Raw genomic sequence first — 18,484 nt, forward strand, 5'->3', positions numbered from 1 at the left:
GTGGAAGAGAGGACTAAAGACTCTCGGAGCTGACCGGTACTAATAAGCCGATAACTTACCAATCATCCCACCCCCTGGGTGGAGCATGAGTTTTGGTAAATCATTAACGAACTCAGATCGAACATTGACATGTTCTCTGATGCGACGCGTCCACTATGTGGTTCTCGATGTACGGTCGAGAACCGAACAACACACTCAAACGTGTTTGTTCGATTCAACTTTTGACTACACGTCACAAGATGTTTCGGCGGCCATAGCAAGAGGGAAACGCCCGGTCACATTCCGAACCCGGAAGCTAAGACTCTTTGCGCCGATGGTACTGCAGGGGGGACCCTGTGGGAGAGTAGGACACCGCCGGACTTAACTTAGAAGAGCCCACCCCCAAGGGGTGGGCTCTTCGCATTTAACCCACCAACACACAGCCCGCCCACACCAGGACGGGCTCTTCGCATTTAACGCTGCTTTACGTAGGCTTGGCGTGCCACGAATCGAAGGGGAGCCATGCGTGAGTTGAGCGAAATCGACATCCGGACGTCATTCATGAACTGCTCGAAGGGTGAAGCATTCCGCATCATGGTTCCCGTCGGGCTCGAGCATCTCGACTGGGAGCGCCGTGATTACCTCGGTTGGCAGGATCCGAAAGCTCCACAGCGTGCGTACCTCGTTACATGGCGTGGCGACGAGCCGGTCGGAATCGTTCTCCGCCGCGCAGACCAGTCCACACGCGCTCGCTTTCAGATGTGCTCACTCTGCCAAACACCGCAGCCAGCAGACAATGTCGCGCTCTTCGTCGCTCCCCGCTCGGGAGACGCCGGGCGCAACGGCAACACTATTGGCACCTATCTTTGTGCTGGGCTGAACTGCTCCGCACATGTTCGCGTCGAACCGCCCGTTTCGGAGATTCAGCCTGACCCCTCGGTCGTTGTCGCAACTAAGATCGCTGGACTGAAGAGCCGGCTCGACGGTTTCGTCGCCAAAGTCGACAGCGTCTAAGTCGTCAAGTCTGACACCGCGGGCACCAGTAGCTGTCCCGCAGCCGAGTCGGGTCGCTGCCGATTGAACCTGAACGAATCCTGGTGCCGCAACGGCGACAGGGCTTACCGCCGCGGCCGTATACCCAGACCTGGCGTCCCGGTCGTGTGTCACCGGTCGTTGTGCGCTCGGTTCGGTCTCGGTTGGCCATGATAAGTCGATACGCCAGCGCAACCATTGCGGGGATATCGGTCTCACCGATGGGTCGAGTAGGCAATACGCCACGAAGGAAGCACAATTCGTTCGCGTACACATTGCCCAAGCCTGCGAGGTTCCGCTGGTCGAGGAGCGCCACCGCTGACGGAACCGCGGGGTCCGCGCTCAACCGTGCGATTGCCTCGTTGACGTCCCAATCGGCACCGAGGAGGTCGGGGCCGAGGTGGCCAACTACAGAGTCTTCATCGGCGCGAGCAATGAGCTCGACCACCCCAAGATCGAAACCGACGCTCACCCAATCGCTCGTCGTGAGTACCGCTCGCGCTTGGAAGGCAGGGCGCTTCCATGGCGACCCGGGACGGTACAGGTGCCATGATCCTTCCATCTTGAGGTGACTGTGTAGGGTGTAGTCCCCAATGCGATGAAGCAGGTGCTTGCCCCGGCTCACCACCTCATCGATGCGTTCACCCGTGAGATCCGACGTTGCGTACGCCGGTACTCGAAGATCCCAGCCGGTGAGCGTTGCTCCGTTCAGTGCCTGATCCAGGTGAACCGCTGCCCGGTAGACGGTATCGCCCTCAGGCATGCCGCATCCGCAATCCGCGCGGTGTCTCGCTGAAGCCAGCTTCGCGAAGCGCCGCCGCCACGGGAGTGCCCAGTAGGAACTCGCCGTTCACCTTCTCTACAGCAAGCTTGTCGATCGCGCCTTGTCTCACAAGGGTACCGACAGACGCGGCAGCAGCAGCTAGCTTGCCATCATCATCACTGAAGTTGAGCAGGGTCTTACCGCCTCGCTCGAAGTACAGGACGAGCTCACCGTCGACGAGCGTGACCAGACCACCTGCCTTACGGCCCGGGCGATGTTTGGTGCCCGCCGTCTCAAGGGCTGGCCATGGGAGGGCGGCGCCATAGGGATTGGCCGGGTCGCTCGCAGCGAGCGTGACCACGTCGACGGGGTCCTTAGGCTCGTCATCATCGGCGCGAGTGAATGCCCGGAGCCGGTCGACGGTGCCCGCGAGGGAGAACTGAGCGGCACCCAGCCCGTCGATGAAATAGCCACGGCGAGCACGACCGGAGTCTTCAAATCCGCTCAGCACGCGGTACGTCAGGGCGAACCCACCGGGGACGCCCTCGGTCATCACCGATCCACGAGTGACGACGCCATAGCGCTCAAGCAGGATCTCCGCCGTGGCCGCACCGCGGATGGTGGCGTCTTGCTCGGCCAGCGGCAGGATGGACCAACGACCTCCGAGTATGGGGGCTCCCACCCGGGTCGCCATCGTCGCCGGGCGCAGCGGGCGTCCTCGATACATTCGGGCTCGGGGAACGGCACGAGTCGTGCGGTGCGCACCCTTCCCGTGACCCGTCAGTGTGCGCAAGGGCGCGAACGTGTCGTTCGTGATGAGCCCAGCCCAGACGAGTTCCCACAACGCAGTGACAAGGGAAGCATCGTCGCGTGCTCCAGTAGCCTCGGCCAGCTGCGGGAAGAAATAGGCGCCGCCACCACCGAGTGCGAGCAGCACCTCGCGCTGGAGCTCATCGGGTTCGGCGTCGACGGGGACGGGCAACGTCAGGGATGCGGCTTCTGCGAGGTGCAGGCTGACCCATCCGTCGTTGCCAGGAAGTGAGCCTGCTCCGGCCCAGACCACTTCTCCGGTAGCGGTGAGCTCGTCGAGCATCGCCGGGGAGTAGTCGGACACGCGTTGTGGAAGGACGAGGGACTCCCATGCCGAGGCCGGGAGGGCGACACCCGCGAGTTGATCGATGACGGTTGCCACACCATCCACTCCACGAAGGCGTCCGCCGATGTGCTGCCATACGGGGAGGAACCGGGCGAACGCGGACTGTTCCACCGGCTCGACCTCGTGCCGCAGTGCGGCGAGGGAGCGCACACGCAGCCGACGGAGGACTTCACTGTCGCACCATTCGGTATTGTCACCCACGGTCTCACGACCGGTTGCGAGGAACTCCCCGCGGACGATGCGGCGTGCGTCCGCCAATCGGACGAGGGTGTGTGAGGCGACGGCACTGCCGAGTCCGAACCGGTCGGCGACCTGCTGTGTGGTGAAGGGGCCGTGTGTGCGCGCATATCGGGCGACCAGGTCGCCCACTGGGTCGGCGACCGGTTCGATAAACGCGAGCGGGACGCCGATCGGCAGCGGGACGCCGAGTGCGTCCCGGAGTCGCGCGGAGTCTTCTATCGCGGCCCACCAGTTGGTCCCCGCGAAAGACACAGCAATGGCACGTTTCGCGCTTACGAGGTCGGCGAGGTGTTGTGCGGCGACGGCAACCTCTTCGGCAGTGGGAACGCGAGTGGTGGTAACCGTGGTGGCCGGCTCGGGGCTGGTAGGGTCGGCGGTCTCGGCGAGAGCTGTGGCATCTGCCGTTTCCCTGAACTCGGTGCTGGTCGGAGCGGGCGGCGCAAACTCGAGCCGGGCAGCGACCTCCTCGGCGGTGAGCGGGCCCAGCATCCGCAGGAGGTCAGCGACCCCCTCGAGGCCTTTGGCGTGACGCGACTCGGCGAGGCGCTGGAGCTCTGACTCGGTGCGCGCGATGACACCCGGATCGAGAAGCTCGCGCAGTTCGACCTGGCCGAGCAGTTCGGCGAGGAGCCCGCTGTCGAGGGTCAGTGCTGCTGCTTTGCGCTCGGCGATCGGGCTGTCGCCCTCGTACATGAAGGCACCGACGTAACCAAAGAGCAGCGACTTGGCGAACGGCGAAGGCAGGTCAGTTGTGGTCTCGACGATGCGGATCGCTCGGCTGGCGAGCTTCTTCGTGATGGCGAGGAGTGCGGGCAGGTCGTATGCGTCTTGCAGGCACTCGCGCACCGTCTCGAGGATGATCGGAAACGACGGGTACTTGCGGGCGACGTCGAGCAGTTGGGCCGAGCGCTGTCGTTGCTGCCACAGCGGTGCCCGTTTGCCGGGCGAGTAGTTGGGCAGGAGGAGGGCTCGCGCGGCACACTCGCGGAAGCGGGAGGCGAAGAGAGCGGAGCCACCCACCTGCTCGGTGACGAGTGCCTCGAGCTCGGCCGCGTCGAAGACGAAGAGTTCCGCGCCCGGTGGTTCTGTCTCGGTGTCGGGGATGCGAACGATGATGCCGTCGTCGCTGGCCACCGAGGCGCCGTCGATGCCGAACCGCTCCTGCACCCGTGCACTGACAGCGAGGGCCCACGGCGCATGCACTTGCATTCCGTATGGGGAATGAAGGATGACTCGCCAGTCGCCGAGTTCGTCTCGCGTGCGTTCAACGACGAGCGTCTTGTCGGAGGGAATGTGCCCGGTCGCCGTGCGTTGCTCGGTCAGGTAGGCCACAAGGTTGGTGGCTGCGCGCGCATCGAGACCGGCGCTGGCAAGCCGGGCCGTGGCATCCGCTTCGCTTGCTGTATCGATCTCGCGACGGAATGCTCCGACCGCTTCGCCGAGTTCGGCGGGGCGGCCGAGGCTGTCGCCTTTCCAGAACGGCAGGCGGCCGGGTTGGCCGAACGCCGGGGTGACGAGGACGCGGTCGTGGGTGATCTCCTGAATCTTCCAACTGGTGGCTCCGAGCGCGAAGACATCGCCGACGCGCGACTCGTAGACCATCTCTTCGTCGAGTTCGCCGACGCGGGAGCCGGGAGTGGCGTCACCGGACACCATGTAGACGGCGAAGAGGCCGCGGTCGGGGATGGTTCCGCCGCTCGTGACAGCGAGGCGCTGGGCGCCGGGGCGGCCGGTGAGGGTACCGGCGTCACGGTCCCAGACGATGCGCGGGCGAAGCTCCGCAAACTCGTCGCTCGGGTATCGACCGGCCAGTAGATCGAGAGTCGCCTCGTATGCGGAGCGGGGGAGCCGGGAGAACGGGGCGCTGCGTTTGACCTGTTCGTACCACTCCTCGACGCCGATTGGCTCGAGAGCGGTGGCCGCGACGGTTTGCTGGGCGAGAATGTCGAGCGGGTTGGTGGGAACGGAGAGGGACTCGATCTGTCCGGCCACCATGCGTTCGGCGGCGACCGCCGAGTTGACGAGGTCGGATCGATGTTTGGGGAAGAGGACTCCGCGAGAAATCTCGCCAACCTGGTGCCCGGCTCGGCCGACGCGCTGGAGTCCGCTGGCGACGGAGGGCGGCGATTCGACCTGCACGACGAGGTCGACTTCGCCCATGTCGATTCCGAGCTCGAGGCTGGAGGTCGCAACGACACAGCGCAGTCGACCTGACTTGAGGTCATCTTCGATGAAGGCACGCTGCTCTTTTGACACCGAGCCGTGGTGGGCGCGAGCGAGTTGAGGACCGTCGTCGGAAGAACCCTGCGTCTGCCCGCTTCCACCCATCAGCGCAGCGGGTGGTCGGGTCGCCGTGCCGGTGGCTGCAGCGACCGCCGTGCCGGCCAGCTCGGGTTCGGTGGCGAGGACCTCAGCGTCGAGCCGCGCCTCGTAAATCTCGTTGAACCGCGCCGTGAGGCGCTCGGCCAGGCGCCTCGAGTTCGCAAAAACGATGGTGGATCGATGCTCGAGGATGCGATCGACGATGGCTTCTTCGACGTGGGGCCAGATGGACCCGGTGCGCTCGCCGTCGAGGGCGCCTGACGTGGACCCTTCGGGGACGAATGGAGCGTTTGAGGCGAGGTCGGTCATGTCGTCGACGGGGACGATGACGCCGAGGTCGAAGCGCTTGGAGGCCGGCGGGGCGACAATTTCGACGAGGGAGGAGCCCCCCAGGAAGCGTGCGACTTCTTCACAAGGGCGCACGGTTGCTGAGAGGCCGATCCGCTGGGCGGGCTTGGTGAGGAGCGCGTCGAGCCGTTCGAGGGACAGAGCGAGGTGGGCACCGCGCTTGGTGGCTGCGACGGCGTGGACCTCATCGATGATCACGGTCTCGACCGAACGCAGGGTTTCGCGGGCTGCCGATGTGAGCATGAGGAACAGCGACTCGGGCGTCGTGATGAGGATGTCGGGCGGGTTCTTCGCGAGCAGACGGCGGTCGGCGGCCGGAGTGTCACCAGAGCGCACGCCGACCGAGACGTGCGGCGGCTCGGCACCGAGTCTGATCGCGGTTTGGGTGATGCCAGTCAGCGGGGCGCGCAGGTTGCGCTCGACGTCGACGCCCAGCGCCTTGAGTGGGGAAATATACAACACACGGGTCGCCGTGTCATCGGTGCGCGGTTCGCTCATCAACCGGTCGAGCGACCAGAGGAACGCAGAGAGGGTCTTACCGGAACCGGTTGGCGCTACGACGAGCGCATGTGACCCGCGCGAGATGGCGTCCCAGGCGCCGGATTGTGCACTGGTAGGTGCGGCGAACGCCCCACTGAACCACTCACGGGTGGCGGGGGAGAACCGCTCGAGGACATCACGCACGTTTCCATCCTGCATGACGCCACTGACAGCATCCGCTTTTCTGGAATTTTTGGGTGATGGGTTTACAACTGTCGTTCGATGAACGCTCGGATGTCGGCGAGCTCCTGCTGCGAAATCGAGTGGTCGAGCCCTTCATAGATGCGACCGGCCAGCGTGGAGTGTTCGGGAAGCCACTCGACGGTGCGCGCAACGGCGGACGCCGGGATGACCTGGTCATGAGTTCCGCGCCCCCAGAACACCGGTGGGCGGCGTTCGGCGAGGACAGCGTCGCCCTCGAGGACACCGGGCGACACGTAACCGGAGAGGTTCACGGCGTAAGCGAACCGCTCGGGGGCGTGGCGGATCAACTGCATGGCCATGGCTCCACCCTGCGAGAAGCCGAGAACTCCGATCGTTGCTGGCTGGTTCGGTAACGCGTCGAGCCAGGCGAGCACAGCCTGGGCGGCTCCATCCACTCCCGCCTCGTCGGGCTTGCCGGGCGCGTCGATGGGGTACCAGGAGAAACCCTCAACAGGCCAGGGCGCATCCAGCGGCGCACGTAATGACGCGATGACCGGTTCGAGCGGCAGGTAGGGCGCGAGACTGAACAGGTCGGCTTCATTCGAACCGTAACCGTGCAGGACCAGGAGTAGTGACCGGTCGTCGTGGTCTTCCTCGGCGGCCGACCACAGAACGGCATCGCGGTCAATCGTGGGGTTCGTCATGCGGCTGTTCTCTCTGATTGGGGCCTTCGGTCAAGCCTACAGATGTGAACGCTGGTAAGAATGGACCATGAGCGTTCGCACTCCCGACCCAGACCAGCCGCAGGAACCGTCGTCGAATCCCACTCCGGGCTGGCTCAGCGACATCGAACTCGCCGAGGTGCGCCAGCGGCTTCCACTGCTCTACGTTGAAGCTGTTCCGGTGCGGGTCGACGGGCTCGGTATCGTCACCGAGGTCGGCGTTCTGCTGCGGGCGACACCAACCGGGCAGATGACCAGGACCCTGGTCTCCGGTCGGGTCATGTTTGGTGAGACACTGCGCGACGCGTTGTTCCGGCACCTGGAGAAGGACCTCGGACCCATGGCGTTCCCGCTGCTGCCGGCGTCGCCGACTCCGTTCCACGTCGCCGAATACTTTCCGATGCCCGGCATCTCGCCGTACACCGATGACCGCCAGCACGCGGTCGCGCTCGCCTACGTTGTGCCGGTGACCGGCACGTGTGAGCCGCGTCAGGACGCACTCGAGATCACCTGGATGACGCCTGAAGAAGCGCAATCGGATGCCGTCAGTGACGAGATGGAAGGCGGGCGCGGCACCCTGCTTCGCCTGGCGCTCGCATCGGTCGGTCGACTGCGGTAGGAGTTGCGCAGTTCAGCGTGCGCGATGAGTTCGCGGGCGTCTCGCTATCGCACGTACCGAACTTCGTGGATCTCTTCGCCGAGGAACGGCTCGGTGTGCTCGGCACCGTCGGCGACGAAGCCGTTCTTCTCGTAGAAGTGGCGCGCTCGACCGTTCGCCGATGAGACCCAAAGGTAAGCGGGTCCATCGCCAATCGCGGCGTCGAACAGTTTCTGGCCGGTGCCGGTGCTGCGGAACTCGGCGAGCATGTTGATGAAGTACAGCTCTCGCTCTCGCGGAGCATCCTCGTCACGAGCGGGGCCCGATCCGGCAAAACCGATAATCTCGCCCTCGAGCACGGCCGCGAACTGCATGTACTCGGGACCCTGATTCATCCAGTGCGTCCAGAGCTCAGCCATCCGCCGCGGCGAGAGGCGCTCAAGCGCTGCCTTGGAGATGAGCTCGTCGTACGCTTCATGCCAGCACTGGGCGTGAACGCGACCGAGTGACTCCGCATCGACATCGCGGACCGGGCGGACAATGACTTCACGGGTGGGAGTGATGGAGGCTTCGTTGCTCATACCGTGACCATACCCCGTGGTTTTGACTCTGAGAAATCCTTGAGCCGATTTGACGGAGCGTCCGAGTGTTCCCTCGCGCTCACGAAAAACACCGGCCGCCGCTCCGGGAAAAGGAGTGAGGCGACCGGTGTTTGTCGAGCGTGGGAGTGCTTAGCTTCCGCTGGAAACGCGGCGGTGCGTGCGCTGTCCGCCCGAGGCGGCCGGGCGAGATGAACGCTCGGGGCGCGCGGCGCGGTCAGGCCGAGCCTGAGCCGGGCGGCCCGATGCCGCACCTTCGTGACGGCGACCGGTCGTTCCGGCCGACGACGTCGAGTAGTCGCGCGATCCGGCACCCGAGCGAGTCCGTCCGCTGCCGCCCTGGCCCGACCGTGCGGTGCGCTTGCGCTGGGCGTTGGCGCCCTGTGAGCGTCCACCGCCTTGCGCCTGGACGACGCGGGGGACCGGCTTGACGTATGCGGCAACCTCACCGACGAGAGCGGTGACTTCGGGGCTCTTGGGTGTCACGGCGATCGGGGTCACCTTGATCTCGGCCTTCCGGAGCAGGACGGCGAGGTCCTTCTTCTGGGTCGGAAGGCAGATGGTGACCACGTCTCCGGCGCTGCCGGCGCGAGCCGTGCGGCCCGAGCGGTGCAGGTACGCCTTGTGCTCCATGGGCGGGTCAACGTGGATGACGAGTTCAACGTCATCGACGTGCACGCCGCGAGCCGCGACATCCGTTGCCACGAGAACGCGGGCCGATCCGTCGCTGAACGCGGCGAGGTTGCGGTCGCGCTGCGGCTGCGAGAGGTTTCCGTGCAAGTCGACGGCGGGGATACCCGAGTCGGTGAGCTGCTTGGCGAGCTTCTTCGCGTGGTGCTTGGTGCGCATGAAGAGGATCCGGCGACCGGTTCCCGATGCGAGCGTCTCGATGAGCTCCTTCTTGGAGTCGGCGCCCGAGACCTCGAACACGTGGTGGGTCATCGCGGAGACGTGGCTGGTGGCCTCGTCGACGGAGTGCAGAACCTCGTTGTGCAGGAAGCGGCGCACGAGCTTGTCCACACCATTGTCGAGCGTTGCGGAGAACAACAGGCGCTGTCCGTTGGACGGCGTCTTGTCGAGGATGCGGGTGACGACCGGCAGGAAGCCGAGGTCGGCCATGTGGTCGGCCTCATCGAGCACGGTGATCTCAACGGCGTCGAGGTTGACGAAGCCCTGCTTCATCAGGTCCTCGAGGCGGCCGGGGCAGGCTACGACGATGTCGACGCCAGCCTTGAGCGCGGTGACCTGGCGGGTCTGGTTGACGCCACCGAAGATCGTGGTGGTGTTGAGCCCGTAGGCCGCTGCGAGTGGGTTGAGCACGGCAGAGATCTGGGTCGCCAGCTCGCGGGTCGGTGCGAGCACCAGTCCGAGCGGACGGCCGGGGCGGCGCTTTCCACCGGCGAGCTTGCCGCCGAGTCGAGCGACCATCGGAATGCTGAACGCAAGCGTCTTGCCCGAGCCGGTCTTTCCGCGGCCGAGAACGTCGCGTCCACCGAGGGTGTCGGGGAGCGTGTCGACCTGGATCGGGAAGGCGAGCGTCTTGCCGTCTGCGGCGAGAGCCGAGACGAGAGCTGCAGGAACGCCGAGTTCAGCGAAAGTGGTGTCTGGAACAGTTTCTGACAAAGAAATGCCTTTCGGGGCACAGTCTCCCGTACTGGATCTCGACAGGCGAAACCGGCTGGAGCGGGAGTAAATGGCGAAGGTGGCAGTGGCCACATCCGTTCGCCGTATGAAGAGTCATCGACCCGAACTCTCGAAGAGTGTCGGGGAGAGAGGAAGCGTTCTACGACGCAAGGGGCACGTAACTGGGCCCGCAAGTGTTTCCAGTCTAGCGGATGTCACGTGGTGACGTCTGGCAGGTCGCCGAGAGCGCCTGCCTGCCCGCCGCTTTTTCGGCTGTCAAGATTTTTCGCTCATCCACTCGCCAAGCGATAAAAGACAATATAGGATCGACGATCGTATGGACCCCGCTGGAGATCCTTCCGGCCGGAACCGTTTTACAAAGGAGTAAGCGTTTTGACAACCACAGCACCCAAGCCCGCCCCGACGCCGGTTCGGCGCACGATGAAAAACCTGCGCTGGTGGATCCTCGGTTGGGCCCTCTTCGCGGGCATTCTCAACTACATGGACCGCAGTGCGATCTCCATCGCCGCACCGGAGCTCATCGCCGACCTGGGCCTCACCCGCACCGATATCGGCCTGCTCGGAACCGTGTTCTCCTGGACGTACGCGTTCTGCCAGCTCCCGGCCGGGTTCCTCGTCGACAAGCTCGGCGCTCGCCGCATGTACTTCATCGCGATCGCCGGCTGGAGCATCGCAACCGCGCTGATGGCGTTCGGCACCAAGCTCTGGCACTTCATCACGTTCCGCGCGTTGCTCGGACTGATGGAAGCCCCGAACGGTCCCGCATCGGCCAAGCTCACCGCCGACTGGTTCCCACGCTCAGAGCGTGGACAGGCGACGGCGATCTGGGACAGCGGCTCGAAGTGGGGACCGGCTATCGCCCCGCCGATCCTGACCTTCTTCCTCATCACGTTCGGCTGGCAGTCGATCTTCTTCTTCCTCGGCGCAGTGGGACTCGTTCTCGCCGTGGCGTTCTACCTCTTCTACCGGATGCCTGAGGACCACCGCCGGGTGTCTGAAGAAGAGTTCGCGCACATCAAGTCGGAGCGCGACATCGAAGCCGCCGGCAGCACCAAGGCCTCGTGGATCAGCCTCTTCCGCCACCGCCAGGTGTGGGGCATGATGGCTGGGTTCTTCTGTGTCATCTGGATCTGGAACATCTTCATCGTCTTCCTCCCGCTGTACCTGCAGGACGCGCATGGTGTGACCATCGCGGGCACAGGCATCCTGGCAGCGATTCCTTATCTCGGTGCCGCCATTCTCGGAATCACGGGCGGTTGGGTGATGACCCGCTACACCAAGCGTTCGGGTCGCGATGCGCTGACCGCCAAGCGCTACGTCATGTCGGTAGCCGCGATCGTGGCCGGAATCCTGGTTGTGCTCATCCCGTTCCTGCCAACGCTTCCTCTCGCCATTGCCGTCATGACGGTTGCCCTGGGCTTCGTGGCCACCATGCAGGCAGCGGCCTGGGCTATGCCCGGCGACATCGTGCCGCGCAGCCAGATCGCGTCGGTCGGTGCCATCCAGAACTTCGGTGGCTACTTCGGTGGAGCATTCGCGCCGCTGGTCACCGGTGTGATCTACGACGCCACCGGCTCATACACCCCGTCATTCGTCATCGGCGGCATCATCGCGTCGCTCGCCGCCGTGGCCTACACGGTCCTCGTACGTAAGCCCATCACCGCACAGAAGCTGGCCACCGCGTGACCGGCGCCGCGCTGACGGAGGACGAGATGGCGACAACGAACCCGAAGGGTACTAGGGCGAGCGCGTACCGCGTGGCCGTCACCGCTGATGTCGTGCGGCCCGACGGCTCATCGGTGCACGGCGACCTGGGATTCGACCGGCTGGTCGAGCGGGGCATCGACTGGTCGGTGCTCCCGGGCGACGCGCCGGTGCTTCCGCCGGAGTACTTCGACGACGTCGACGCTGTTCTCGTGATGGGTCACACGTACTTCGATGCGGAAACTGTGGACCGGACGCCGCGACTTCGACACATTGCGCGGTTCGGCGCCGGCTACGAGACCATCGATCTCGACGCGTGCACCCGCGCCGGGGTGGTCGTCACGAACACGCCGACCGCCATCCGGCGCACGCTCTCCACGGCTGCCGTCACCATGATCCTCGGGCTGACACATCATGTCGTTCCGAAGGACCGAATGGTGCGCGAGTCACGGTGGAGTGACCGCGAGCACTTCCGCGGCGTCGGGCTCGAGGGCCGTACCCTCGGCATTGTCGGGTTCGGTAGCGTCGGGGCGGATGTCGCTCGACTGATGCAGAACTTCGACATGACGATCCTCGGCACCAACCGCAGCGGAAAGAGCGCGGCGGCCGACGAGCTCGGCGTCAGCCTCGTCTCGTTCGAGGAACTGCTTGAGCGCTCCGATGTGGTGTTGCTGACCGCGGCTCTCACACCGGAGACGACGGGAATGATCGACGAGGCGGCTCTTGCGCGGATGAAGCGCTCGGCGTTCCTCGTCAACGTGGGGCGCGGCAAACTCGTCGACACCGACGCGCTTCGTGACGCCCTGCTCGACGGGCGCATCGCGGGTGCCGGGCTCGACGTCTTCGACCCCGAACCGCTCACCCCGAACGATCCGATCCTCGGGCTCGACAACGTGCTGCTGAGCCCGCACGCCCTCGGTTGGACCGATCAGTTCACCGACGCGGTGTCGACCGCGGCTCTCGACGCCATCATCGCGATCGCCGATGGTGGGCGCCCCGACTCGGTGCTGAACCCCGAGGTCTTCGAGACCGAGGCGTGGCGGGCGAAGGTTGCGTCGGACTAGCTCACACCGTTGAACGGAACCCCCGCTTCGCGCTCGCTCAGTGCGCGGCGGGGGTTTCTGCGTTCGACGCGTCGTCGGTCGGCTCGCCCGGCTCGCCCGGCTCAGCTGCGGGCACTGGTTCGAAGGCCCAGTTCGGCGCCATCTGCGCGAGCCGCAGCCCGCGCCATTGCCACATCGTCCACAACGGCATCCAGAGCGGAAGCGCCGCGGGACCCGTGACATCGAGTCGGTCCCGGTAGAGGGTTTTCCCCTCGGCTCCTGCCGCTGGCGCAACAGCCATGCGATGGTGCCAGCTGTCGAGGAGCGACAAGGGGCCGCTGAGCGGCCGACCGCTGTCGACAAGAATCCGTACCCCAGGCATCCGCTTCAGATCAAAATCAAGATCGATCAACTGGCGGCCAACCGGAACGACACCGGCACCCTTCATGGTGACGTTCATGGCACCGGGCTCCCACAGCGTGGGCATCGGAGAGTCGGGAGCAAGTTGCAGCAGCGGCCCGTACAACTCCTGGAGCACAGCCGGGGAGCGCAGGGCCCGCCAGGCATCGTCGGGTTCGCAGTCGAGAATGAGCTTCAGTTGCACACGCATGTGCCCAGTCTGGCCCTACTTCTTTCCCGGCGGCAGGGAGAACGCTCCGAGAGCGCTGCGATGCGCTAAACAGGGAGGATGGCGATTCGATACTGGCTGGCCGTTGCGTCGCGCGACCACGTACGGAACGCCGTCGACCTCGGAATCGCGCAAGTGAACCACGGCCAACGGGGCGGGCTCGACGCGATGGGCGAAGCCGACGGGCTCGTCTATTACTCGCCGAAGACCGACTATCCCGACGGCGAGACGATTCGCGAGTTCACGGCGATTGGGCGCATCGCGGCGGGCATGCCGTACCAGGCGGTGTCGCTCGATCGTCGGCCGTGGCGTCGACGCGTTGAGTATGAGCGCGATGCCGAGTCCGCGCCGATTCGGTCGATGCTCGGCATGCTCGACTTCACCCGCGACGCACCACAGCAGTGGGGCTACCAGTTGCGCCGTGGGCTGATCGAAATTTCGCGCCACGACTTCGAGCTGATCCGTCAGGCCATGCAACGCCCCAGTGCCGATGACCGCACGTGGCCCGAACCGCGACGTTAGACGGCGTAACAGTTTTTTCATCGAACGGATGCTCCGCCTACCCTTGCATCATGCCCGAACTTCAGCGTGAAACGACCGCGACCGCCCAATCGAAATATCAGGTGCGGTTTGACGTCGGTCTCGATGGCCTCACTCGAGTGGGCGCTGCAGACATTGTCGTGTGGGTGGACGCGCTTGGCGTCAGCGACACCGATGCCGTACTCGACGCGTTGGACTCCGGAGCGACCGCGGTACGTGCCGGACTCGTCAACCGTCGTGCCGTCGCCCAGTGGGTGCTCGACCAGCAAGTCGGGCGCGGGCGTCGGGTGTCGATCGCGATTGTCGCGGCCGGTCGCGGCGGCGGGTTCTCGAGCACTGACGTGCTCGCGGCCGGGGCCGTCATCGATGCGCTCGTCGCTCTGGGCATCGACTTCACCTCGCCCGAAGCGGCCGTGGCCTGCGCCGCGTACGAGTCGCTCCGCAACGCGGTGGGCCACCTCTTCACCGCATCGGTCAGCGGACAGGAACTCCTTGCCCGGGGTGAGCGTGACCGGGTCGTTGCTGCGGCCCAGGTCGACTCGTCGACCGACGTGACGGTGCTGCGGCTCGTCTGAGTCGGCCGGTTCCTCCGGGAACCCTGTTAGCTCACTGCGAACTCGCACGCAAGGCACCGGTGCCTTCGCGGGCCGGGCGTAGTGTCGGGCGCATGAAGGCTACCTATCGCGACACCGTCATTGCCGATTCACCGACCGAAGATCTCGTCAAGATCGAGGGCAACTGGTACTTCCCGCCGTCGAGTATCTCGGAGGAGAAGTTCTCGAAGAGTCCAACGCCGTACACCTGCCCGTGGAAGGGCGCGTGCCAGTACTGGAACGTCACGGTCGACGGCAGCGAGCAGAAAGACCTGGCGTGGAGCTACCCCGACCCGTACCCGACCGCATTTGACCGCGTCGGAAAGGACTTCTCGGGCTACGTCGCGTTCGACCGCTCGGTGACGATTACCGAGTAGCTGTGGCGCGTGCCCGGTGCGCGCGCACCTTGTGCCGGTTGCCGCAGCGCTGCATGGAGCACCACCGGCGGTTCCCGGCGCGCGAGGTGTCGAGGTAAATCAGGGCGCAATCGTCGGCGTCGCATTCGCGGATGCGACCGAGCGTCTCGCCGGAGAACAGAGCGACCGCGTCGCGTGCGATCGTTGAGAGCGCCTGCCCGGCTCGAGGTTCGGTGCGGCCGGCCTGAACGGTGCCACCGGCGAGCCGCGGCGGAATGTCGGGCGTAGCCGCATAGAGGTTGAGCAGGTCGATATCGTGCGCGTCAGGCGCGCTGCCGGCGCTCGCCGCGAGGGCGAGCCGGGTGATCGAGCCACGCAACATCAGCGCGTCCTGCAGGTCCCGGTCGGTCGCGCTCACGCTCGGCAACCGGGTCGCCAGCCAGGCCGAGAGGTCCTCGGGGCCCTGCAGCGTTTCGCTGTTGCCGTCCGCCGTCCCGCCGCTGGCGCTTACTGGGCCGGTGTACGCGAAGTCCAGCGCCAGCGAGCTGGTGTCAAACCACCATCGCGTCCCGTCGGTGACCAGCCACTGGCCCGTGGGGTTCTGTGCGACGCCGGAGTGAGGGTGCGAGGCCTGAGCGTTCTGAGGCACGGCGGATTCGCCGAAAGCAGGGGATTCCTGCGCGGGGGAGGGCATACCTCCATGGTACTGAGTCGCCGTCTGCCCCTCCTGCGGCAACGAGCTCAGAGCAGCTTGCGCAAGGTCCGCAGGTTGCGGGTGGTCGTGACCGCAGGACCTTTCTGCCTGGTTGTGCGTTTCGCGAACGGGCTGTCGGTCGACATGCCACGCCGCACCTCCCAATAGAGAACACCGTCGCCGCGCACGACCCGCTCGACGTCGTCGTTTGAGTAGGCGCCCTCACCGAGATCGTGCAACAGTGCCGGGTCTGACGCGAAGACGACGTACGGCTGCGTGTCGTCGACCTCAGGGAATGGGTATGCGGCGACCACCGCAGCAAGCGTCGACTGTTTTACGAGAACCACCCGGGCGGCGTAGCCGAACGTGTCGCTCAGCGCCGACTCGATGCGGCTCGTGAGTGCCGACACGTCGTTCTCTCCTGTGCTGAAGAGCACATTGCCCGAAGCGAGCACGGTCCTGACGTCATCGAGCTCTAACCCCCGAAACACCTCGGCGAGTTGCGCTGACTTCACGGTGACGCCCCCGACGTTCACGCCGCGAAGCAGCGCAACCCAGCGGGTCACAGTCCGGGCGCGGCCGCGCGGCGCCGCATCGACGGCGTGATCTCGCGGTGCTGCCAGCTGATGGTGAACCGGTCGTCGAAACGACGCGAACACACGCCGCAGCTTGTCACGTGCCGCGGCTTGCGGTAGCGGTACAGCGTGTGCCCATTGGGGCAGGCACCGACCCACGGCGCGAGCTCGTCGGCCGTTTCACCGTGGTGCAGCCGCGAGCCGACATAGCCGAGCTCTTTCGCCACGCGATCCCAACTGGGACCGTGCCCGGCGCGAGGCCCGGCGAGTGCGTGCGCGACTTCGTGGAGGAGGATTTGATGGACGTCATCGTCGTCATAGCGCGCGGCAAGGTAGCGCGACACGGTGATGCGGTGCGTGTTGAAATTGCAGAGCCCGGCACGGCGCTTGGCATTGTCGAACCCGAATGACCACACGGCCGGGTCGAGATGCAACCTGATTAGAGAATCGGCCCAGAGCCGAACCTTCACCAAATCTGACATGCCATCACGTTAGCTTCCGCCTCCGACATTCCCGGCTCAGACGCGGTTGCCAACGAACGATTCGGTCACCGCCACCGCGATGAGAGCCGATTCAATCTGATCCTCGGATGCTCCCAGCTCGGTCCGCAAAGACACGGCGGCTCTGAAGTCGGTGAGAGCGGCGGTGAACTCGCGCTGGTCGAAGTACACCTTGCCGCGGTGCTGCAGCGCGAGCGCCTCGTGCAGCTTCCACTCGTGGGTGTGCGCTTCGTCGATGAGGGAAGACAGTTCGTGAATTGCTTCCTCATAAGCGCCACGGAATTGCAAAACCTGGGCTCGAAGCATCCGTGGTTGCATCAATCCTTTGCGGTCACCGGTGAAGCGTGCCAAACGCACGCACTGGTTCGCCACGTCGAGTGCATCGTCGAGTTGCCCGGCCACTTTGAGCAGCCAGGCCTTTTCGCAGAGCGCGCTGAGGCTGCGCATATCGCCGAGTTCCTCGAGGCGCTCGCCCACGGCCTTGAGGTCTACTTTTTCGCGCAATGTTTTGGCGTCGTAGCCAAGAATGATGCTCAGGGTGTACTCCAAGGGTGGTGCTCTGCCCGGTGTCGCCGATTTCCCCGGGGCTACGTTCGACTTTAACCCTCGACGAGCGGGGAGAGGGTGACCTCAACCAGCCTGTCGTCATCCGGCGTCGGATTTCCACGACCGTCTGTATTGTTCGTGATCATCCAGAGCGAGCCGTTCGGGCCAGGAACCACATCGCGGATGCGCCCGAACTCGCCGTCGAAGAACGGGTTCGCCGAAATGACGCCCTCGAGTCCGACACTTCCCTCGGGCACGTGGACACCGTCGAGGATCGACCAGAGCCTCTCGCCTCGGAGCGCGGCCATAAACAGGGTGTTGTCGACGACGGTGAGTCCGCTCGGGCTCGCGTCGCTCGTCGACCACTGGAACGCGGGATCGACGTAGTCAGCGTTTCCGCCGTGTCCTTCAACGATCGGCCAGCCGTAGTTCTTCCCCGGTTCGATGATGTTGAGCTCGTCCCAGGTGTTCTGCCCGAACTCGCTCGCCCACATCCGGCCGTCCTCCGTCCACGCAATGCCCTGCGGGTTGCGGTGGCCCAGCGAGTACACCGGCGATGCGAACGGGTTGTCCTGCGGTACGTCACCGGTTGGCGTGACCCGGAGGATCTTGCCGTTGAGCGAGGCCGGGTCCTGCGCACGGTTCGGCTCACCGGCGTCCCCGACCGTGATGTAGAGCATGCCATCAGGGCCGAAGGCGATGCGGCCGCCGTTGTGGTTGCTTGCCTTGTCCAGCCCCTCCAGAACAACCTCCGCCGCGCCGAGGGTGAGCGAACCGAGTTCGCCACCCAGTGACATCCGTATCACGCGGTTGTCGTCAGCCGTCGTGAGATAGGCGTACACCCATCGCGTTCCACTGATCTCGCGTGCGGCCAGGCCGAGCAGTCCGCCCTCGCCTGCGGCGTCGACCTCCGGAACGACGGCTGCCTCACGCAGATCGCCGGCGGTCGTGAGTTCCATGATCTGCCCGGTGTCGCGGTAGCTGATCAGGGTGCTGTCGCCAACCGGGAGGACCGACCACGGGGCGTCAAGCCCGGTCGCGAGCACCTTCGTCTCACCGGTCGGCGCGACAGGGCCTTCGCCGATTGGAGCAGGCGCCGGGGTGGTGGCTGGCGAGCCGGAAGGCGCAGACGTTGGTGGTTCGCTTGCGCTGCAGCCCGCGAGGAGGGCGGCCGCCGTGAGCGACGCGACAAGAAGGTGCGGAACGCGGCGGGTCATC

18 protein-coding genes and 1 rRNA gene are annotated in these 18,484 nt (G+C 65.3%); 8 read left to right on the forward strand and 11 right to left on the reverse strand.

Annotated features, from left to right (window positions below):
* Window positions 1-243: 243 nt before the first annotated feature.
* Window positions 244-360: ribosomal RNA gene (gene rrf / locus L1277_RS00005) — 5S ribosomal RNA — on the forward strand.
* Window positions 361-501: 141 nt separating this feature from the next.
* Window positions 502-993 carry an FBP domain-containing protein gene (locus L1277_RS00010; RefSeq protein WP_253374323.1) on the forward strand — a complete coding sequence of 164 codons (492 nt, stop codon included), beginning with the start codon at window positions 502-504 and terminating at the stop codon, window positions 991-993.
* Window positions 994-997: 4 nt separating this feature from the next.
* Here L1277_RS00010 and L1277_RS00015 read toward each other — a convergent pair whose 3' ends face one another.
* From L1277_RS00015 to L1277_RS00025, 3 genes are read right to left on the reverse strand one after another with little or no spacing between them, the layout of a single operon-like run.
* The gene (locus tag L1277_RS00015) at window positions 998-1,774 is read right to left on the reverse strand and encodes a DNA-formamidopyrimidine glycosylase family protein (RefSeq protein WP_253374324.1); all 777 of its coding nucleotides are present in this window, start codon (window positions 1,772-1,774) and stop codon (window positions 998-1,000) included.
* Entirely contained in the window at window positions 1,767-6,539 is a 4,773-nt protein-coding gene (locus tag L1277_RS00020) for a DEAD/DEAH box helicase (RefSeq protein WP_256481310.1), read from the reverse strand. The genes L1277_RS00015 and L1277_RS00020 overlap by 8 nt, the downstream gene beginning before the upstream one ends.
* 47 nt (window positions 6,540-6,586) lie before the next feature.
* On the reverse strand, window positions 6,587-7,228 hold the full coding sequence (locus L1277_RS00025) for an alpha/beta hydrolase (protein ID WP_253374325.1): 642 nt from the start codon (window positions 7,226-7,228) through the stop codon (window positions 6,587-6,589).
* A gap of 67 nt (window positions 7,229-7,295) precedes the next feature.
* On the opposite strand from L1277_RS00025, the gene L1277_RS00030 reads away from it, so the two are divergent.
* Window positions 7,296-7,865 carry an NUDIX hydrolase family protein gene (locus tag L1277_RS00030; RefSeq protein WP_253374326.1) on the forward strand — a complete coding sequence of 190 codons (570 nt, stop codon included), beginning with the start codon at window positions 7,296-7,298 and terminating at the stop codon, window positions 7,863-7,865.
* 44 nt (window positions 7,866-7,909) lie between these two features.
* Here the strand turns inward: L1277_RS00030 and L1277_RS00035 are convergent, their stop codons facing one another.
* Both L1277_RS00035 and L1277_RS00040 read right to left on the reverse strand, forming a co-directional pair.
* On the reverse strand, window positions 7,910-8,425 hold the full coding sequence (locus tag L1277_RS00035) for a GNAT family N-acetyltransferase (protein ID WP_253374327.1): 516 nt from the start codon (window positions 8,423-8,425) through the stop codon (window positions 7,910-7,912).
* 150 nt (window positions 8,426-8,575) lie between these two features.
* Window positions 8,576-10,066 (reverse strand): DEAD/DEAH box helicase, encoded by a 1,491-nt coding sequence (locus tag L1277_RS00040; protein ID WP_253374328.1) that lies wholly within the window; start codon window positions 10,064-10,066, stop codon window positions 8,576-8,578.
* Window positions 10,067-10,459: 393 nt separating this feature from the next.
* Between L1277_RS00040 and L1277_RS00045 the strand changes: the two genes are divergently transcribed.
* On the forward strand, window positions 10,460-11,773 hold the full coding sequence (locus tag L1277_RS00045; RefSeq protein WP_253374329.1) for an MFS transporter: 1,314 nt from the start codon (window positions 10,460-10,462) through the stop codon (window positions 11,771-11,773).
* Between the two features lie 26 nt (window positions 11,774-11,799).
* The gene (locus L1277_RS00050; RefSeq protein ID WP_253374330.1) at window positions 11,800-12,855 is read left to right on the forward strand and encodes a 2-hydroxyacid dehydrogenase; all 1,056 of its coding nucleotides are present in this window, start codon (window positions 11,800-11,802) and stop codon (window positions 12,853-12,855) included.
* Window positions 12,856-12,892: 37 nt separating this feature from the next.
* On the opposite strand, the gene L1277_RS00055 is transcribed toward L1277_RS00050, so the two are convergent.
* Window positions 12,893-13,444, reverse strand: a complete 552-nt coding sequence (locus tag L1277_RS00055) for a hypothetical protein (RefSeq protein WP_253374331.1) — start codon at window positions 13,442-13,444, stop codon at window positions 12,893-12,895.
* Window positions 13,445-13,522: 78 nt separating this feature from the next.
* On the opposite strand from L1277_RS00055, the gene L1277_RS00060 reads away from it, so the two are divergent.
* The 3 genes from L1277_RS00060 to L1277_RS00070 all read left to right on the forward strand — a co-directional run bounded on the left by L1277_RS00060 (window position 13,523) and on the right by L1277_RS00070 (window position 14,972).
* Window positions 13,523-13,984: an EVE domain-containing protein gene (locus tag L1277_RS00060; RefSeq protein ID WP_253374332.1), complete on the forward strand. Its 462-nt coding sequence runs from the start codon at window positions 13,523-13,525 to the stop codon at window positions 13,982-13,984.
* Window positions 13,985-14,034: 50 nt separating this feature from the next.
* Window positions 14,035-14,577 carry a 2-phosphosulfolactate phosphatase gene (locus L1277_RS00065; protein ID WP_253374333.1) on the forward strand — a complete coding sequence of 181 codons (543 nt, stop codon included), beginning with the start codon at window positions 14,035-14,037 and terminating at the stop codon, window positions 14,575-14,577.
* 92 nt (window positions 14,578-14,669) lie between these two features.
* A complete protein-coding gene (locus tag L1277_RS00070) occupies window positions 14,670-14,972 on the forward strand; it encodes a DUF427 domain-containing protein (protein ID WP_253374334.1) in 303 nt (100 codons plus the stop codon).
* Here L1277_RS00070 and L1277_RS00075 read toward each other — a convergent pair.
* Genes L1277_RS00075 through L1277_RS00095 form a run of 5 tightly spaced genes read right to left on the reverse strand, consistent with a single transcriptional unit; the run spans window position 14,962 to window position 18,483 of the window.
* On the reverse strand, window positions 14,962-15,645 hold the full coding sequence (locus L1277_RS00075; RefSeq protein ID WP_253374335.1) for a CGNR zinc finger domain-containing protein: 684 nt from the start codon (window positions 15,643-15,645) through the stop codon (window positions 14,962-14,964). The two genes, L1277_RS00070 and L1277_RS00075, sit on opposite strands and share 11 nt — an antisense overlap.
* Window positions 15,646-15,692: 47 nt before the next feature.
* Window positions 15,693-16,211 carry a DUF1697 domain-containing protein gene (locus L1277_RS00080; RefSeq protein WP_253374336.1) on the reverse strand — a complete coding sequence of 173 codons (519 nt, stop codon included), beginning with the start codon at window positions 16,209-16,211 and terminating at the stop codon, window positions 15,693-15,695.
* Complete coding sequence (locus L1277_RS00085; RefSeq protein WP_253374337.1) at window positions 16,208-16,702, reverse strand: SprT-like domain-containing protein; 495 nt, start codon at window positions 16,700-16,702, stop codon at window positions 16,208-16,210. The genes L1277_RS00080 and L1277_RS00085 overlap by 4 nt, the downstream gene beginning before the upstream one ends.
* Before the next feature lie 36 nt (window positions 16,703-16,738).
* Entirely contained in the window at window positions 16,739-17,269 is a 531-nt protein-coding gene (locus L1277_RS00090; RefSeq protein ID WP_253374338.1) for a hypothetical protein, read from the reverse strand.
* A 50-nt stretch (window positions 17,270-17,319) separates the two neighbouring features.
* A complete protein-coding gene (locus L1277_RS00095; protein ID WP_253374339.1) occupies window positions 17,320-18,483 on the reverse strand; it encodes a sorbosone dehydrogenase family protein in 1,164 nt (387 codons plus the stop codon).
* Between the last annotated feature and the right edge of the window lies 1 nt (window position 18,484).

Source organism: Okibacterium sp. HSC-33S16, from assembly GCF_024171565.1.
Taxonomy (GTDB): domain Bacteria; phylum Actinomycetota; class Actinomycetes; order Actinomycetales; family Microbacteriaceae; genus Mycetocola_A.

Excerpts from the sequence above, each read along its gene's own strand:
- L1277_RS00010 (WP_253374323.1), top strand. The coding sequence starts at position 502 with ATGCGTGAGTTGAGCGAAATCGACATCCGGACGTCATTCATGAACTGC.
- L1277_RS00015 (WP_253374324.1), bottom strand. The coding sequence starts at position 1,774 with ATGCCTGAGGGCGATACCGTCTACCGGGCAGCGGTTCACCTGGATCAG.
- L1277_RS00020 (WP_256481310.1), bottom strand. The coding sequence starts at position 6,539 with ATGCAGGATGGAAACGTGCGTGATGTCCTCGAGCGGTTCTCCCCCGCC.
- L1277_RS00025 (WP_253374325.1), bottom strand. The coding sequence starts at position 7,228 with ATGACGAACCCCACGATTGACCGCGATGCCGTTCTGTGGTCGGCCGCC.
- L1277_RS00030 (WP_253374326.1), top strand. The coding sequence starts at position 7,296 with ATGAGCGTTCGCACTCCCGACCCAGACCAGCCGCAGGAACCGTCGTCG.
- L1277_RS00035 (WP_253374327.1), bottom strand. The coding sequence starts at position 8,425 with ATGAGCAACGAAGCCTCCATCACTCCCACCCGTGAAGTCATTGTCCGC.
- L1277_RS00050 (WP_253374330.1), top strand. The coding sequence starts at position 11,800 with ATGGCGACAACGAACCCGAAGGGTACTAGGGCGAGCGCGTACCGCGTG.
- L1277_RS00055 (WP_253374331.1), bottom strand. The coding sequence starts at position 13,444 with ATGCGTGTGCAACTGAAGCTCATTCTCGACTGCGAACCCGACGATGCC.
- L1277_RS00060 (WP_253374332.1), top strand. The coding sequence starts at position 13,523 with ATGGCGATTCGATACTGGCTGGCCGTTGCGTCGCGCGACCACGTACGG.
- L1277_RS00065 (WP_253374333.1), top strand. The coding sequence starts at position 14,035 with ATGCCCGAACTTCAGCGTGAAACGACCGCGACCGCCCAATCGAAATAT.
- L1277_RS00070 (WP_253374334.1), top strand. The coding sequence starts at position 14,670 with ATGAAGGCTACCTATCGCGACACCGTCATTGCCGATTCACCGACCGAA.
- L1277_RS00075 (WP_253374335.1), bottom strand. The coding sequence starts at position 15,645 with ATGCCCTCCCCCGCGCAGGAATCCCCTGCTTTCGGCGAATCCGCCGTG.
- L1277_RS00085 (WP_253374337.1), bottom strand. The coding sequence starts at position 16,702 with ATGTCAGATTTGGTGAAGGTTCGGCTCTGGGCCGATTCTCTAATCAGG.
- L1277_RS00095 (WP_253374339.1), bottom strand. The coding sequence starts at position 18,483 with ATGACCCGCCGCGTTCCGCACCTTCTTGTCGCGTCGCTCACGGCGGCC.